This window comes from Sinomonas cyclohexanicum (genome assembly GCF_020886775.1).
Taxonomy (GTDB): Bacteria; Actinomycetota; Actinomycetes; order Actinomycetales; family Micrococcaceae; genus Sinomonas; species Sinomonas cyclohexanicum.
Window position 1 is genome coordinate 2,554,289 of record NZ_AP024525.1, and the last position, 15,269, is coordinate 2,569,557.

Sequence of the window (15,269 nt, forward strand, 5' to 3'; positions counted from 1 at the left end):
GTGCGCGACAGTATCGTGCGACCGGCGCCGCCCGACGCGGGGCCCGCACCCGACGAGCGCCGTGTCACGGCCGCGCCGCCAGCATGCGCTCGAGTGCGACGCGCGCGTGCGGGGCGACGTCGGCGGGAACCTCGATGCGGTTGCGCACCTCGCCCTCGACGAGGCCCTCGAGGACCCATGCCAGGTACCCGGGGTGGATGCGGTACATGGTCGAGCACGGGCAGATCACCGGGTCGAGGCAGAAGACCGTGTGCTGCGGGTACTCGGCCGCTAGGCGGTTGACGAGGTTGACCTCGGTGCCGATGGCGAAGACGGTGGGCTCGGTCGCGGCGGCGATCGCCTTGCGGATGTAGTCGGTCGAGCCGTACTCGTCCGCCGCGTCGACGACCTCCATGGGGCACTCGGGGTGCACGATCACGCGCACCCCCGGGTAGTCGGCGCGCGCCTTCTCGATCTGGGCGACGTTGAAACGCTTGTGGACCGAGCAGAAGCCGTGCCAGAGGATCACGCGGGAGTCCTGCAGCGTCTGGGCGTCGTTGCCGCCGAGCGGCTTACGCGGGCTCCACATCGGCATCTGCGTCAGCGGAACGCCCATGGCCTTGGCCGTGTTGCGGCCCAGGTGCTGGTCCGGGAAGAACAGCACGCGCTGGGCACGGGCGAACGCCCACTCGAGGACCGTCGCGGCATTCGAGGACGTGCACACGATGCCCCCGTGCTCGCCGCAGAAGCCCTTGAGAGCGGCAGAGGAGTTCATGTAGGTCACGGGGATGACGGGGACGCGCCCGTCGGCGTCCGGCTCGGTCCCGAAGAGCTCCTCGAGCTGGGTCCAGGCCTGCTCGACTGAGTCGATGTCCGCCATGTCCGCCATCGAGCAGCCCGCGGCGAGGTTCGGGAGAATCACGGCCTGGTCGCCACGCGAGAGGATGTCCGCCGTCTCGGCCATGAAGTGCACGCCGCAGAACACGATCGCCTCGGCGTCGGGGCGGGTCAGCGCCGCGTTGGCCAGCTGGAAGGAGTCGCCCACGAAGTCGGCATGCTGGACCACCTCGTCGCGCTGGTAGAAGTGGCCGAGCACGACGACGCGTTCCCCCAGCTTCTCCTTCGCCGCGACGATCCGCTCATGCAACTCGGCCTCGCTCGCGTCCCGGTACTCCTGCGGAAGCTGACCCTGGCGTGGCGTCGAGGCGGGGGCGACATCGCCGCTCGAGGCGCCGGGCCCGTACGCGGGCATGCCAGCGAGCGCCTCGGCGGCATCGAACTCCCACGGCCCCTTGGCGAGGTCCGCGCTGCAGGTGCCCGCTCCGGACGTGCTCGTGCCGGCCTGGCTGCGCGGGATGAGGCTGATAGCGGTGGCGACAGAGGTCATGACATGCTCCTGATGGATGCTGCTGGGTCAGTGGTCGGGGCTTCGGCCCCAGGGGGAGCGGTGCTCGGGTCGAGACCGCCGCGTACGCCGGTGTAGCGGTAGAGCCGAGGCGGCCGGTGCCTGCCGCCTTCGAGGAACATCTCGGTCGGCTCGATCTCCGCCATGGCCTTGAGCTGGCGGCGGAAGTTGGCGGGGTCCAGAGGCCGGCCGAGGACCGCCTCGTACACCTCGCGGAGCTGGGCGAGCGTGAACGTCTCGCCGAGGAAGTGGTACGCGATCTGTGCGTACTCGAGCTTGCTGCGCAGGCGCCAGAGCGCATAGTCAACGATCTCGCGGTGGTCGAAGGCGAGGCCGCCCTCTCCCGAACCAGCGGTGTCCGCGCGGTGCCAGGCCACGTTCCCCGATTCCTCCCCGCCACGCAGGAGTTCGGCCTCGGTGGGACGCACGAGCGCCCAGTAGACGATCGAGACGACGCGCTGGCTTCCGTGCTCGGGCCTGCTGGAGCGGTTGAGCCCGCCGAACGCGTAGAGCTGCTCAAGGTACTCCGGAGCGAGGCCCGTCGTGTCCGCGAGGTTCCGCCGGGCGGCGTCCTCGAGCGACTCGTCTGCCGCGAGCGGGCCGCCGGGCAGCGCCCACTGGCCCCTGAACGGCTCCCTCACGCGGCGCACGAGGGGCAGCCACAGGGTGGGACGCCCGGGTGCGTCGGCCGTCCGCGCGCCGTCGGGCGTGAGCGCGAAGATCACGGTCGAGATCGCGAGGGAGGGCGGGAGCTGCGCGCGTTCGGAGACGTTCGCACCGGTCGGCACGCTGAGTGCCGCACCCGCGGCCGACGGCGCCGTGGCGAAGATCCCGCTCATGCCGCCTCCTTGCCGTGCGGTGCAACATCTCGTGTTCAACGCGAGTTAAAGTCAATTTGACTCTAAGTCATCATACGCCTGCCCGGGGACAGGACCAAACAGTGACGTGGAGCGGGGGCTGCCGCTCAGGCCCGGGCGGCTGCTTCGAGCAGCGGGAGGGTGCGCCCCTCGAAGTGGGTATTCAGCACGATGACCGAGGAGGACCGGACCACCGACTTCGTCGCCGTGACGGCATCCAGGACGCGCTGCAGGTCCGAATTCGATCTGGCCACGACGCGCACCATGAGGTCGCTGTCCCCCGAGACGGTGTGCACCTCGAGGACCTCGGGGATCCGCGCGAGGGCCGCCGCGACGGCGTCGTGCCCCGAATCCTGGTTGATCGTGAGCGAGCAGAACGCGACCACAGGGAACCCGAACGCCTGCGGCTCGGCGTGGGGCGCCCAGCGGCCGATGACCCCGCCGGCCACCATGCGGTCGAGGCGGGCCTGCACGGTCGCCCGCGCCACCTTGAGGATCCGGGATGCCTCGAGCACGTTCATGCGCGCCTCGTCGGTGAACAGACGCACGATCTTGGCGTCGAGCTCGTCGACCTTCATGCCACGCCTCCAGGTGGTGTCAGGTGCTCAATGGGGGGCTGAGGGAATGCTACAGATTGATGACCCTCCGCGCATGCACTGCGCACTGTGCCAACCGCAATGCCGCTCTCAGCAAGGATACTGCACACCGTGCACAGGCCCGTGAGGTGGACCACACACCGGCGCTCCAAAGGCGCTATGGTCATCGAGTCCTCTGGCTGGAGCGCCCACCCGAACGCGCCGCCACCGCAGCATCCGAAAGACGGAAATGACAGCTATGCACACGTCAGACAGCACCGGCACCGCGTCGACGACGACGCAGGGGCCGCGGCTGGGACACTCCATGTCGCCGCGCCAGCTCACGATGATGGGGCTCGGCAGCGCCATCGGCGCAGGCCTCTTCATCGGCTCCGGCGCCGGCATCCAGGCCGCCGGCCCGGCAGTCCTCATCTCCTACCTCGTGGCGGGCACGCTCATCATCATCGTGATGTGGGCGCTCGGCGAGATGGCCGCCGCCAACCCGAACAGCGGCGCATTCTCCGTGTACACGGGCAAGGCGCTCGGCGGCGTTGCCGGCGCCACCATCGGCTGGCTCTGGTGGGGCCAGCTCGTGGTGGTCATCGCGGCAGAGGCCCTCGGCGCGGCGGGCCTCCTGGCCACGGTCTTCCCAGTCCTGCCGGTGTGGCTCATGGCCCTGGTCTTCATGGCCGTCTTCACAGGCATCAACCTCACGGGCGTGCGGAACTTCGGCGAGTTCGAGTTCTGGTTCGCCCTCCTCAAGGTCGCGGCGATCGTCGCGTTCCTCCTCGTCGGCGCCGCGCTCCTCCTCGGCTGGATTCCAGGTGTCGCCTCGCCGGGCCTGCACCACTTTGCGTTCGACGCCGGATTCGCCCCCCACGGCATGGCCGGCATCGCGACAGGCCTGTTCGTCGTGGCCTTCGCGTTCGGCGGCACCGAGATCGTCTCGGTCGCCGCGGCCGAGACCCGCGACCCCGAGCGCAGCGTGGCGCGGGCGGTCCGCACGGTCGTGTGGCGCATCCTCGTGTTCTACATCGGCTCGATCTTCGTGATCGCCGCCGTGATCCCCTCGGACTCCCCCGAGCTCAAGAGCCCGTTCGCGGGCGTCCTGGACATCGCCGGGCTGCCCGGCGCAGCGGCCGTCATCACGCTCGTGGCCGTCGTCGCCCTGCTCTCGGCCCTCAACGCGAACCTCTACGGCGCGTCCCGCATGATCTTCTCGCTGGCCGAGCGCCGGGAGGCCCCGCGGGTGCTCACCGCCCTCACCAAGGCCCGAGTCCCCGCGATCGCCGTCGCCTCCTCCGTCGCGTTCGGATTCATCGCCACGGTCCTCGAGCTGCTCTTCCCCGACCACGTGCTCCCGCTCCTGCTGAACTTCGTCGGCTCGACCTGCCTCATCGTGTGGGGCTCGGCCCTCGTCTCCCAGATCGTGCTGCGCCGCCGCGCGGACGCGGAGGGCACTCCGCTCCCCCTGCGGATGTCCGGCTTCCCCTGGCTCTCCGGGCTCGGCGTCGTGCTGCTCGCCGCCATCTTCGCCGTCGGGCTGACCGGCGCGGACAGCCGCGTGCAGCTGCTGAGCACGTTTGCGCTCGTTGCCGTCATCGCCCTTGGCTCGTGGCTCCGCCGCCGCTCGCTCGGCACCCAGGCCGAGGCCACCAAGGCCTGACACTCCGAGGTCCCTCTAGGGCCCGGGCCACCCGCTAGGGAGCCCGGGCCCTGCCTCGTCCGGCGCCTCATCCGTGGGACTGCACACAGTGCACAGTGACGCAGGCCACAGAGCGGCGTGTGGACACAAAATGCCTAGTGAAATCGCGGCTCTATTGCGCACAGTGTTCCCTGAACCTACGGTCCTGCTATGCAGACTTCAGCAACCATGACGGCCGCCCTGGGCCGCGCGGGCCTGGCCGGGGTGCCCCGGAAGCCGATCCCCCAGCTCCCGGAGGCAGCCGCGGTCGGCGCCGTTGTGACGGACACCGAGCTCATCGAGCTCTACCGGCTCATGACCGCGGTCCGCCACCTCGACCAGGCCGCCATCGCGTGGCAGCGGCAGGGCATCCTCCCCGCCTATGCCCCCGAGCTCGGCCAGGAGGCGGCGCAGGTCGGCTCGGCACTCGCGATGGACACCTCGCGCGACTTCATCTTCCCGACCTACCGCGAACTGGGCGTGGCCCGCGCGGCCGGCGTGGACATGGTCCAGTACATGTCCACCCATCTGGCCACGTGGCACGGCGGCCTCTGGGACCCGGCGGCCACGCACGTGGCCCCGATCCAGGCCGTCGTGGCCGGCTCGGTGCTCCACGCGGTCGGCTGGGCCCACGGCCAGACGCTCGCGGCAGGCGGAACCGGCACGGCCGGCGCGGCTCCCACTGGCCCGGCCGCCGGCCTCAATGTCGCCATCACCTACCTCGGCGATGGCGCCTCGAGCCAGGGCGACGTCCATGAGGCCATGAACTTCGCCGGGGTCTTCAAGGCTCCGGTGGTGTTCTTCGTCCAGAACAACGGGTGGGCGATCTCCGTCCCGACCGAGCGCCAGGTGGCCGGTGGCCGCGTCGCGGCCCGCGGCGCCGGCTACGCCATCCCCGCACTGCAGGTGGACGGCAACGACGCGGCCGCGGTGCTCGAGGCGACCCGTCGCGCCGTCGCCCACGCCCGCGCAGGCCACGGCCCCGTGATCATCGAGGCGATGACGTACCGCCGCGGCCCGCACGCCACGAGCGACGACCCGGGCCGCTACCGATCGCTCGACGCGGAGCGCGCCGACGGCGGCGCCGACCCGCTGGCCCGCCTCCGCGAACGGATCATCGACCGCGGAATCGCCGACGCCGGTGCCCTCGACGCGCTCGACGCCGACGCCGCCCGCGAGGCCGAGGTCGTCCGCGCCGGCGTGCTCGCCCTGGGCCCGCGCCCCGGCGCCGAGATGTTCGACTTCGTCTTCACCGAGCCCACCGACGAGCTGCTGCGCCAGAAGAAGCGATGGAAAGAAGAATCCGACTGGCGTGAGGAGTCCGAGCATGCCTGAGACGCTGGCCACGACCCCGGGGACCGCCCCACCGGCGGCCCGCACCCTCTCGCTCCAGACCGCGCTCAACCTCGCCCTCGACGAACTGCTCGCCGAGGACCCGAAGGTCCTGGTCCTCGGGGAGGACGTCGGCACCCTCGGCGGGGTCTTCCGCGTGACGAGCGGCCTCGCAGCCGCCCACGGCACGCAGCGGGTCTTCGACACGCCGCTGGCCGAATCCGGGATCCTGGGCATGTCGGTCGGCCTCGCGATGGCCGGTTTCCGGCCCATTCCCGAAGTGCAGTTCGACGGCTTCGCCTACCCGGCGATGAACCAGATCATCACCCAGCTGGGCCGGATGAACTACCGCTCGCGCGGCACGATCCCCATGCCGGTGACCCTGCGTGTCCCGAGCTTCGGCGGGATCCGGGCACCGGAGCACCACGGCGAGAGCCTCGAAGCCGTGTTCGCGCACGTCCCCGGGCTCAAGGTCGTCTCCCCCGCGGACCCTCAGCAGGGCTACACGCTCCTGAAGGCGGCCGTGCGGATGAACGATCCGGTGATCTTCATGGAGCCCAAGTCCCGCTACTGGCAGAAGGGGCCCGTCGTCACCGAGGCTGACGCGGCAGGCGCCGTCGCGACCGGCGCAGCGCACGACGGCGGCGCCTCGCCTGATGCGGGCACGGTCACCGGAGCGCGGGTCGCCCGCAGCGGCCGCCACCTCACGCTCGTCGCCTGGGGCGCCATGGTGGCCCGCTGCCTCCAGGTCGCCGAGCTGGCCGCAGAGGACGGGATCGACGTCGAGGTCGTGGACCTGCGCTGGCTCAAGCCAATCGACGCCGAAACCCTGGCGACGTCCGTCGCGAAGACGCGGCGCGCCGTCGTCGTGCATGAGGCCCCGCTCACCGCAGGCCTCGGCGCCGAGGTGGCCCAGCTCATCACCGAGCGGTGCTTCGGGACGCTCAAGGCGCCCGTTGAGCGCGTCACCGGCTTCGACGTACCGTATCCCTCAGGTGACCTGGAGGACGAGTACATCCCGAATATCGACCGCATCCTGTTCGGCATCCAGCGAGTATTGGAGTACAAGCGTGGCTGAGATCTCCTTCCCCCTCCCCGACCTCGGCGAGGGCCTCATCGAGGCCACAGTCCTCGAGTGGCTCGTCGGCGAGGGCGACCAGGTCGAGCGCAACCAGCCGATGGTCGAGGTAGAGACGACCAAGTCCGCCCTCGAGCTCCCGTCGCCGCAGGCCGGCGTCGTGAAGAAGGTGTACGGCGCCCCGGGCGAGGTGATCAAGGTCGGCGAGCCGCTCATCGTCTTCGAGGTCGCGGACGAGACCGCGGGTATCGTGGGGACCGTCCCGTCAGAGGGCACTCCCAAGCGACGGGTGCGCCTCTCCGCGAACCTCGACGACGACTGAATATGCAAGGAGTGATCAGCGTGATGGCTGGGCAGCACGCGGGCGCCCCCGCGCACCACACGGTCGAGGGGACCGACCCCGGGCTCAATGTCGTCGTGGCCGAGCCCGAGAGCCCGGCGGCGCTCCCGCCCGTCCTGCTCATTCACGGGTTCGCCTCCTCCGTAGCCCTCAACTGGGAGCAGAGCGGGTGGATCTCGGCGCTCACGGCGGCGGGGCGGCGGGTGATCGCCGTCGACCTTCCCGGCCACGGCCTGAGCCAGGCACCCGAGGACGTCGACTCGTACACGCCCGGGCGGATCCGCGCAGACCTGCTGCAGATCGTGACCGATGCGGGAGCGAGGCCGATCTCCGCCGCGCATCCGGGCAGCGGCCTCGACGTGGTCGGCTACTCGCTCGGCTCACGGCTCGCGTGGGAATTCGGGGCGACGCAGCCCGCTCTCGTGCGGCGCCTCGTGCTGGGCGGCCCGAGCAGCCGCGACCCCCTCGCGGAGTTCGACCTCCCTGCCGCACAGCGGTTCCTCGCGGACGGGACGCCGATCGCCGACGCGTCCACGGCGAACCTCGTGACCATGGCTCAGGCCTCCCCCGGCTCGGACATGTACGCGCTCCTCTCCCTCGTGGAGGGCATCAAGGAAGAGCCGTTCGAGGCCGCCGAGGCCGTGCCCCACCAGCCCATGCTCATGGTCTCGGGCGAGAGGGACGAACGGATTGCGGCGCTCGAGGTGCTCCGGGGCCTCGCCCCCTCAGCCGAGGTGCTCATTGTCCCAGGACGCAACCACGTCAACGTGGTCACCGCCCGTGCGTTCAAGCAGGCCGCGATCGAGTTCCTCACCCGGGCCATCTGAGGGTCAGCTTCTGGAAGTCAGGTCCTGCGGGTCACCACCCGTCGGATCTGACCTCAGTGTGAGTATCCGCGAGTCGACCTGCTGGATGTGACTCCTAGGACCTGACCTCCAGCATGGGGGCGCCGCCTGCGGGGCGCACCGTGGTGCGCGAAGGTTCGTGCGTGGCCGGTGGTTGCGCCGTGTGTGTGCGGGATGGATGCTGGGGGTGTCCGTCGCGGTCGACCCCGAACCTTCTGTGGTGCCGGTGAGCCTGTCCTCCAGCATGGTGGCGGAGGGCCTCCGCGGGAACCGTGGATTGGTGCCTTTGAGCCCGAGCGTCAGACTTCCGAATCTCTCCTGCCCTCCCCGCGGCGGACGCCATTCCGATCGGAAAGGAGCCAGGCGATGGAACTCCTCCATCCCAGGTGCGCGGGAATCGACATCTCCAAGCGGGACGCGAAGGTCTGCGTCCGCATCGCCGGGACGGGCCGCGTCAAGGCCGTCGAGACGGTCACGACATGGTCCTCCATGACCGGTCAGATCCTGGCCCTGCGCGAACACCTCGCCCAGCAGCAGGTCACGTGCGTGGTCATGGAGGCCACCAGCGACTACTGGAAGCCGTTCTACTACCTCCTCGAGGACCTGCCCGGGGTCGAGGTCATGCTGGTCAACGCCCGGCAGGTGAAGAACGTCCCGGGAAGGAAGACCGACGTCGCCGACGCGACCTGGCTGGCCCAGCTCGGGAGGGTGTCAGATGGTTTGTGTGAGGGCGGTGTCCCTGACAGAAAGCCGAGACACTGATGAGCATGGTCAGCAAGGAAGAGCGGCAGGAGCGCCGCAGGGCCCAGCGTGAGGGCGTGGAAGCGCTCGAGGCGTCGGGGGCGCTGGATGAGCTGTACTCGATGATCGATGCCGGGCAGGTCCAGCTCGAGGGCAGGGACGGGCTGATCCAGCAGCTGATCAAGGCCGGCCTCGAGCGCGGGATGCAGGCCGAGCTGTCGGACCACCTCGGGTACGAGAAGGGCGACCCGGACGCGGCGCTGTTCCCGAACTCGCGCAACGGCTCGTTCCCGAAGACTGTCGGCACGATCGCCGGGGACGTGGAGCTCGCGGTCCCGCGGGACCGGGACGGGACCTTCACACCGATGCTCGTGCCCAAGGGCGCCCGGCGCCTGTCCGGGCTCGATGACATGATCATCTCCCTGTACGCGGGCGGGATGACGGTGCGCGACATCGAGCATCACCTCGTCTCCACGGTCGGCACCGAGGTCAGCCGCGAGACGATCTCCAAGGTCACCGACGAGGTCCTGGACGAGGTCCTGGCCTGGCAGCGCCGGCCGCTGGAGTCCTTCTACCCGGTCATCTACCTGGACGCGATCGTGGTCAAGGTCCGCGACGGGGCGCACGTGCGCAACAAGGCCGCGCACATCGCGGTCGGGGTGGACATGGACGGGATCAAGCACGTGCTCGGGATCTGGGTCCAGGCCGCCGAGGGCGCGAAGTTCTGGGCCGGGGTATGCGCCGAGCTGGCCAACCGCGGCGTCCGGGACGTACTCATCGTCTGCTGCGACGGGCTCACCGGCTTCCCCGAGGCGATCGAGGCAACCTGGCCCGAGTCGCTGGTGCAGACCTGCGTGGTGCACCTGATCCGGGCCTCGATGCGGTTCGTGGCCTACGGCCAGCGCAAGGCCGTCGCCGCGGCCCTCAAGACGGTCTATCAGGCCCCGAACGAGGCCGCCGCGAAGGCGGCCCTTGAGGAGTTCGCGGCCTCCGAGCTGGGGAAGAAGAACCCCAACACGGTCCGGGCGTTCCAGGACGCCTGGGAGCGGTTCATCCCGTTCCTGGCGTTCCCGCCGATGCTGCGCCGGGTCATCTACACCACCAACGCGATCGAGTCGCTGAACTACCAGCTGCGCAAGGTCATCAAGAACCGCGGCCACTTCCCCTCCGACGACGCGGTCGTGAAGCTGCTCTGGCTCGCGATCTGCAACATCGAGGACAAGCGCGCCCGCCAACGGGCCAAGGAGCGCGGACTGCCCGCACACCGGCGCAAGGCCGACGGGCGCCTCGTCCAAGGCCAGGTCACCACGAACTGGAAGCAGGCCCTGGCCCAGCTCGCCCTGGCCTACCCCGAACGCATCAACCCCTACCTCTGAACCAAACCGGAGACCGACCACTCACACAAACAACTTGACACGCTCCAGCTCGGCGCGCACGGGCTCGTGCGGGCCTCGCTCGTCCCCCCGGCCCCGATCCGCCAGCTGCGCGACCTGACCCGGACCCGCACCGCGATCACCCGCGACCGGGCCCGGGAGGCCCAGCGACTGGAGAAGCTCCTGGAGGACGCCGGGATCAAGCTCTCCTCCGTCGCCACGGACATCCTCGGGGTCTCCGGGCGGGCCATGCTCGAGGCCCTGATCACCGGAAACACCGACCCCGGGGCCATGGCGGAGCTGGCCAGGACCAGCCTCAGGCCCAAGATCCCAGCCCTGACCGAGGCCCTGACCGGCCGGTTCACCGCCCACCACGCCTTCCTGGCCCGGATCCACCTGGACCTGATCGACCAGCACACCGCCGCGATCGAGACCCTCACCGCACAGATCGAGGCGCTCATGGAGCCCTTTCGCGGCTTCCACGACCTGATCACCACCATCCCGGGGATCAGCACCACGATCGCCGACGTCATCGTCGCCGAGACCGGCGCGGACATGTCCCGCTTCCCCACCGCCGAGCACCTGGCCTCCTGGGCCGGCACCGCCCCGGGGAACAACGAATCCGCCGGCAGGGTCAAGTCCTCCCGCACCCGCCCCGGCAACCCCTACCTCCTGGGAGCCCTGGGCATCTTCGCCATGGTCTGCGCGAACCACCCCGGCACCTACCTCCACGCCAAATACCGCCGCATCGCCGCCCGCCGCGGCCCGATGAGGGCCATCGTCGCACTCGAGCACACGCTCCTGGTCACAATCTGGCACATGGGCACCACCGGCACCCTCTACCAGGACCCCGGCCCCGACTACTACACCCGCAACCACCCCGACCGCGCCAAGAACCGCGCCATCCACCAGCTACAGGCCCTCGGATACAACGTCACCCTCGACCACGCCTCATAACCCAACGAGCACACCCCACCGGAACCTTCGCGTCAGAAGGTGACCCCCAGGAGAGGACCTTCAGATCCGCGTCTTTGGGGTTGACGCCATGGGTGTTCCACGGCACACTGGATCGTATACGATGATCGTATACGATCCAGTTCCGGTTGACGGGGCTGCAACTCGAGGGAGAGGGAACCGTGGAGCGAGCAGAACAGCACGACCAGCTGCGCCAGGACACCATCAGCGCCGCAGGCAAGGTCATCGCCGTCCACCTCAACTACCCCAGCCGCGCTGCACAGCGCGGCCGCACCCCGGCCGTGCCCTCGTACTTCCTCAAGCCCGGCAGGTCGCTCGCGCTCGACGGCGCCGAGCTCGCCCGGCCGAAGGGCGTCGAGCTCCTCACGGTCGAGGGCGAGGTGGCCCTTATCATCGGCGCTGCCGCCCGGAACGTGTCCCCCGAGGACGCCTGGGCGCACGTGAGCCACGTGACCGCCGCGAACGACGCCGGCCTCGCGGACCTCCGCTGGCCCGACAAGGGCTCCAATCTCCGCTCCAAGGGCGGCGACGGCATCGCCCCGATCGGCCCCGTCCTCCTCCCCGCCCAGGAGCTCGACCCCGCAGGCCTCCGGGTCCGGATGTGGATCAACGGCAAGCTCATCCAGGAGGACTCGACCGCGACCCTCTTCTTCCCGTTCTCCCAGCTCATCGCGGACCTCTCCCGCCTCATGACCCTCGAGCCCGGGGACGTGATCCTCACCGGCACCCCGGCCGGCGCGACCGTGGCTCAGCCCGGCGACGTGGTCGAGGTGGAGGTCGACGGCGAAGCGGCCGACGGCGCGATGCTCACCACCGGGCGCCTCGCCAACAAGGTGGTCGAGTCCGGGCTGGTCCTCGAGCCCTTCGGCGCCCTGCCCAAACTGACAGATGCAGACAGGATCGACGCGTGGGGCTCCGCCGAGGCGGCGGGGATCACAGCGGCCGGCGAGGCCGCGCCGTCGTCCTCCACGGAGCCTGCCGCTGCGGGAGACGATCGCCCCAAGAGCGTCCTGACGCCCGAGCTCATCGAGAAGCTCAAGAGCGTCGGCACGGCGACGCTGAGCGTCCAGCTGCGCAAGCGCGGCATGCAGAACTGCCACATCGAGGGCCTCACGCCCACCCATCCGGGCGCCAAGGTGGTCGGCACCGCCCGCACCCTGCGCTACATCCCGGCCCGCGAGGACCTGTTCAAAGAGTTCGGCGGCGGATACAACGCCCAGAAGCGGGCGGTCGACTCGCTCCGCCCGGGCGACATCCTCGTCATGGACGCCCGCGGGGAGAAGGGAACGGGCACCCTCGGCGACGTCCTCGCGCTCCGCGCCCAGGTCCTCGGCGCCGCGGCCATTATCACCGACGGCGGCATCCGCGACTTCGGCCCCGTCTCCGGCATGGACATCCCCGCGTGGGGCGCCAACCCGCACCCCGCCGTCCTCGGGCGACGCCACGTCCCGTGGAGCGTCGACGACACGATCGCGTGCGGAGGCGCGGCGGTGGTGCCCGGCGACGTGATCGTGGGCGACGAGGATGGCCTCGTGGTCATCCCGCCGGCGCTCGTCGCGGAGGTCGCGGAGGACGCCGTCGTCCAGGAGCGCATGGAGGCCTGGGTCGCGGACCGCGTCACCGAGGGCCACCCGGTGGACGGACTCTTCCCGATGAACGCCGAGTGGAAGGCGAAGTACGAGGCGTACCTCGCCGGGCACGCCCAGTCGGATCAGGCTGCCCCGCAGCAGGGAGCCCACAGGCCGTGAGTACCGCGGCCCATGGAGTCTCCGCCCCGCCGGGCGAGCGCAGCGCGAGCAAGTCCGAGCTCGCGTACGAGTGGCTCCACGAGCAGATCGTCACCGGAGCGCTCGAGCCCGGCGCCCGCCTCGTCCTCTCCCAGGTCGCGGACAAGCTCGATGTGTCCGTGGTCCCGGTCCGCGAGGCGGTGCGGCGGCTCGAGGCCGAGGGCCTCGTCACGTTCGAGAAGAACGTGGGGGCCACGGTCGCCGGGATTGACCCGACAGAGTACCTGTACACGATGCAGACGCTCAGCCTCGTGGAGGGCGCCGCGACCGCACTGTCCGCGCCGTCGATCACGGCGGAGGACATCGCCGCGGCCCGCGAGGTCAACGAGCGCATGCGCGTGTTCCTGGCCCCCGACCCGCTCCACTTCGATCCGGTGGTGTTCACGGCCCTCAACCGCGAGTTCCACTCCGTCCTGTTCGAGCACTGCCCGAACCCGCACATCCTCGACCTCGTGCACCGCGGCTGGAACCGGCTCAAGGCCCTCCGCGGCTCGACGTTCAGCTACGTCCCTGAGCGCGCCACCGAGTCGATCGAGGAGCACGAGGCCCTCCTGTCGCTCATCGAGACCGGCGCGCCCACGGGCGAGATCGAGCTCGCCGCGCGGCGCCACCGCTCGGCCACCCTCGAGGCCTACCTCGCCCACACCGGCGAGAACCCCGGGTTCCCGACCCTCTGACCTGTCCACCCCCACAGTCCACATACTCACCTGCACACCAGCGGAAGGATTCCTCGCATGAGCAGCCATCCGGTCCCCCAGGACCTCCCCACCCGGATCCAGCACTACATCGACGGCAAGTTCGTCGACTCGGTGGACGGCGACACGTTCGACGTCCTCGAGCCCGTCTCCAACGAGGTCTACGTCAAGGCCGCCGCCGGCAAGAAGGCGGACATCGAGCTCGCCGTGGCGGCCGCGAAGCGCGCCTTCGAGGAGGGCCCTTGGCCGAAGATGCTCCCCCGCGAGCGCTCCCGCGTGCTCCACAAGATCGCGGACATCGTGGAGTCCCGTGACGCACGACTCGCCGAGCTCGAGTCCTTCGACTCCGGCCTGCCCATCACGCAGGCCCTCGGCCAGGCCCGCCGCGCCGCTGAGAACTTCCGCTTCTTCGCGGACCTGATCGTGGCCCAGGCGGATGACACGTTCAAGGTGCCGGGCCGCCAGATCAACTACGTCAACCGCAAGCCCATCGGCGTCGCCGGCCTCATCACGCCGTGGAACACGCCGTTCATGCTCGAGTCCTGGAAGCTCGGCCCCGCGCTCGCCACGGGCAACACCGTGGTGCTCAAGCCCGCCGAGTTCACCCCGCTCTCGGCCTCGTTGTGGGCCGGGATCTTCGAGGAGGCCGGCCTCCCCCAGGGCGTCTTCAACCTCGTCAACGGACTCGGCGAGGACGCCGGCGACGCGCTCGTGAAGCATCCCGACGTGCCGCTCATCTCGTTCACGGGCGAGAGCCGCACGGGCCAGATCATCTTCGGCAACGCCGCCCCCTACCTCAAGGGCCTCTCGATGGAGCTGGGCGGCAAGAGCCCCGCGATCGTCTTCGCCGATGCCGATCTGGACGCGGCCATCGACGCCACGATCTTCGGCGTCTTCTCCCTCAACGGCGAGCGCTGCACCGCCGGCTCGCGCATCCTGGTCCAGCGGGACATCTACGACGAGTTCGTGGAGCGCTACGCCGCCCAGGCCAAGCGCGTCAAGGTCGGCTACCCGCACGACCCGGCCACCGAGGTGGGCTCGCTGGTCCACCCGGAGCACTTTGAGAAGGTCATGGGCTACGTCGAGATCGGCAAGAACGAGGGCCGCCTCGTAGCCGGCGGCGGGCAGCCTGAGGGCTTCGAGTTCGGCAATTTCGTCGCCCCGACCGTGTTCGCGGACGTCAAGCCAGATGCACGGATCTTCCAGGAGGAGATCTTCGGCCCGGTCGTGGCGATCACGCCGTTCGACTCGGACGAGGAGGCCCTCGAGCTCGCCAACAACACGAAGTACGGCCTGGCCGCCTACGTGTGGACCTCGGACCTCAAGCGCGCACACAACTTCGCGCAGTCCGTCGAGGCCGGCATGGTGTGGCTCAACTCGAACAACGTCCGCGACCTGCGCACCCCGTTCGGCGGTGTGAAGGCCTCGGGCCTGGGCCACGAGGGCGGCTACCGCTCGATCGACTTCTACACGGACCAGCAGGCCGTGCACATCACCCTCGGCAAGGTGCACAACCCGACGTTCGGCAAGCAGGATCCGGCCGCGGACGCCAACGCGGAAATCAACACTCCGACCGACCTCGACGACCCGGATCCCCGCTGAT

12 protein-coding genes and 2 pseudogenes are annotated in these 15,269 nt (G+C 70.1%); 11 read left to right on the plus strand and 3 right to left on the minus strand.

All coding sequences use genetic code 11. The annotated features are described in order from the left end of the window. Positions 1 to 64 precede the first annotated feature (64 nt). From nadA to SCMU_RS12190, 3 genes are all read right to left on the minus strand, one after another. A complete protein-coding gene (gene nadA, locus SCMU_RS12180; protein ID WP_229229405.1) occupies positions 65 to 1,366 on the minus strand; it encodes a quinolinate synthase NadA in 1,302 nt (433 codons plus the stop codon). Then, positions 1,363 to 2,223 (minus strand): NUDIX hydrolase, encoded by an 861-nt coding sequence (locus SCMU_RS12185; protein ID WP_229229406.1) that lies wholly within the window; start codon positions 2,221 to 2,223, stop codon positions 1,363 to 1,365. The genes nadA and SCMU_RS12185 overlap by 4 nt, the downstream gene beginning before the upstream one ends. A 125-nt stretch (positions 2,224 to 2,348) precedes the next feature. Further along, on the minus strand, positions 2,349 to 2,819 hold the full coding sequence (locus SCMU_RS12190; RefSeq protein ID WP_229229407.1) for an Lrp/AsnC family transcriptional regulator: 471 nt from the start codon (positions 2,817 to 2,819) through the stop codon (positions 2,349 to 2,351). A 322-nt stretch (positions 2,820 to 3,141) separates the two neighbouring features. Between SCMU_RS12190 and SCMU_RS12195 the strand changes: the two genes are divergently transcribed. From SCMU_RS12195 to hpaE, 11 genes and pseudogenes are all read left to right on the plus strand, one after another. Then, positions 3,142 to 4,482, plus strand: coding sequence for an amino acid permease (locus SCMU_RS12195; RefSeq protein WP_229229408.1), 1,341 nt, complete (start codon positions 3,142 to 3,144; stop codon positions 4,480 to 4,482). A 189-nt stretch (positions 4,483 to 4,671) separates the two neighbouring features. Further along, positions 4,672 to 5,835, plus strand: a complete 1,164-nt coding sequence (locus tag SCMU_RS12200) for a thiamine pyrophosphate-dependent enzyme (RefSeq protein ID WP_229229409.1) — start codon at positions 4,672 to 4,674, stop codon at positions 5,833 to 5,835. Further along, positions 5,828 to 6,910, plus strand: a complete 1,083-nt coding sequence (locus SCMU_RS12205) for an alpha-ketoacid dehydrogenase subunit beta (protein WP_229229410.1) — start codon at positions 5,828 to 5,830, stop codon at positions 6,908 to 6,910. The genes SCMU_RS12200 and SCMU_RS12205 overlap by 8 nt, the downstream gene beginning before the upstream one ends. Next, positions 6,903 to 7,232, plus strand: a complete 330-nt coding sequence (locus SCMU_RS12210; protein ID WP_229229411.1) for a biotin/lipoyl-containing protein — start codon at positions 6,903 to 6,905, stop codon at positions 7,230 to 7,232. The genes SCMU_RS12205 and SCMU_RS12210 overlap by 8 nt, the downstream gene beginning before the upstream one ends. 23 nt (positions 7,233 to 7,255) lie before the next feature. Further along, the gene (locus SCMU_RS12215) at positions 7,256 to 8,077 is read left to right on the plus strand and encodes an alpha/beta fold hydrolase (RefSeq protein WP_229229412.1); all 822 of its coding nucleotides are present in this window, start codon (positions 7,256 to 7,258) and stop codon (positions 8,075 to 8,077) included. A 384-nt stretch (positions 8,078 to 8,461) separates the two neighbouring features. Next, positions 8,462 to 8,800, plus strand: a pseudogene (locus SCMU_RS12220) (IS110 family transposase); the annotation flags it as partial. A gap of 56 nt (positions 8,801 to 8,856) precedes the next feature. After that, on the plus strand, positions 8,857 to 10,212 hold the full coding sequence (locus SCMU_RS12225) for an IS256 family transposase (RefSeq protein WP_229229413.1): 1,356 nt from the start codon (positions 8,857 to 8,859) through the stop codon (positions 10,210 to 10,212). Between the two features lie 48 nt (positions 10,213 to 10,260). Then, positions 10,261 to 11,166: pseudogene (locus SCMU_RS12230) on the plus strand (IS110 family RNA-guided transposase); the annotation flags it as partial. Between the two features lie 179 nt (positions 11,167 to 11,345). Then, positions 11,346 to 12,932, plus strand: a complete 1,587-nt coding sequence (locus tag SCMU_RS12235) for a fumarylacetoacetate hydrolase family protein (RefSeq protein ID WP_229229414.1) — start codon at positions 11,346 to 11,348, stop codon at positions 12,930 to 12,932. Continuing rightward, a complete protein-coding gene (locus SCMU_RS12240) occupies positions 12,929 to 13,648 on the plus strand; it encodes a GntR family transcriptional regulator (RefSeq protein WP_229229415.1) in 720 nt (239 codons plus the stop codon). Before SCMU_RS12235 ends, SCMU_RS12240 begins: the two co-directional genes overlap by 4 nt. Positions 13,649 to 13,705: 57 nt before the next feature. After that, positions 13,706 to 15,268, plus strand: a complete 1,563-nt coding sequence (gene hpaE / locus SCMU_RS12245; protein WP_229229416.1) for a 5-carboxymethyl-2-hydroxymuconate semialdehyde dehydrogenase — start codon at positions 13,706 to 13,708, stop codon at positions 15,266 to 15,268. Position 15,269: the final 1 nt, after the last annotated feature.

Bases quoted from the DNA above. Each gene is read 5' to 3' on its own strand.
- nadA (WP_229229405.1), bottom strand. From the start codon at position 1,366: ATGACCTCTGTCGCCACCGCTATCAGCCTCATCCCGCGCAGCCAGGCC.
- SCMU_RS12185 (WP_229229406.1), bottom strand. From the start codon at position 2,223: ATGAGCGGGATCTTCGCCACGGCGCCGTCGGCCGCGGGTGCGGCACTC.
- SCMU_RS12190 (WP_229229407.1), bottom strand. From the start codon at position 2,819: ATGAAGGTCGACGAGCTCGACGCCAAGATCGTGCGTCTGTTCACCGAC.
- SCMU_RS12195 (WP_229229408.1), top strand. From the start codon at position 3,142: ATGTCGCCGCGCCAGCTCACGATGATGGGGCTCGGCAGCGCCATCGGC.
- SCMU_RS12200 (WP_229229409.1), top strand. From the start codon at position 4,672: ATGCAGACTTCAGCAACCATGACGGCCGCCCTGGGCCGCGCGGGCCTG.
- SCMU_RS12205 (WP_229229410.1), top strand. From the start codon at position 5,828: ATGCCTGAGACGCTGGCCACGACCCCGGGGACCGCCCCACCGGCGGCC.
- SCMU_RS12215 (WP_229229412.1), top strand. From the start codon at position 7,256: ATGGCTGGGCAGCACGCGGGCGCCCCCGCGCACCACACGGTCGAGGGG.
- SCMU_RS12225 (WP_229229413.1), top strand. From the start codon at position 8,857: ATGAGCATGGTCAGCAAGGAAGAGCGGCAGGAGCGCCGCAGGGCCCAG.
- hpaE (WP_229229416.1), top strand. From the start codon at position 13,706: ATGAGCAGCCATCCGGTCCCCCAGGACCTCCCCACCCGGATCCAGCAC.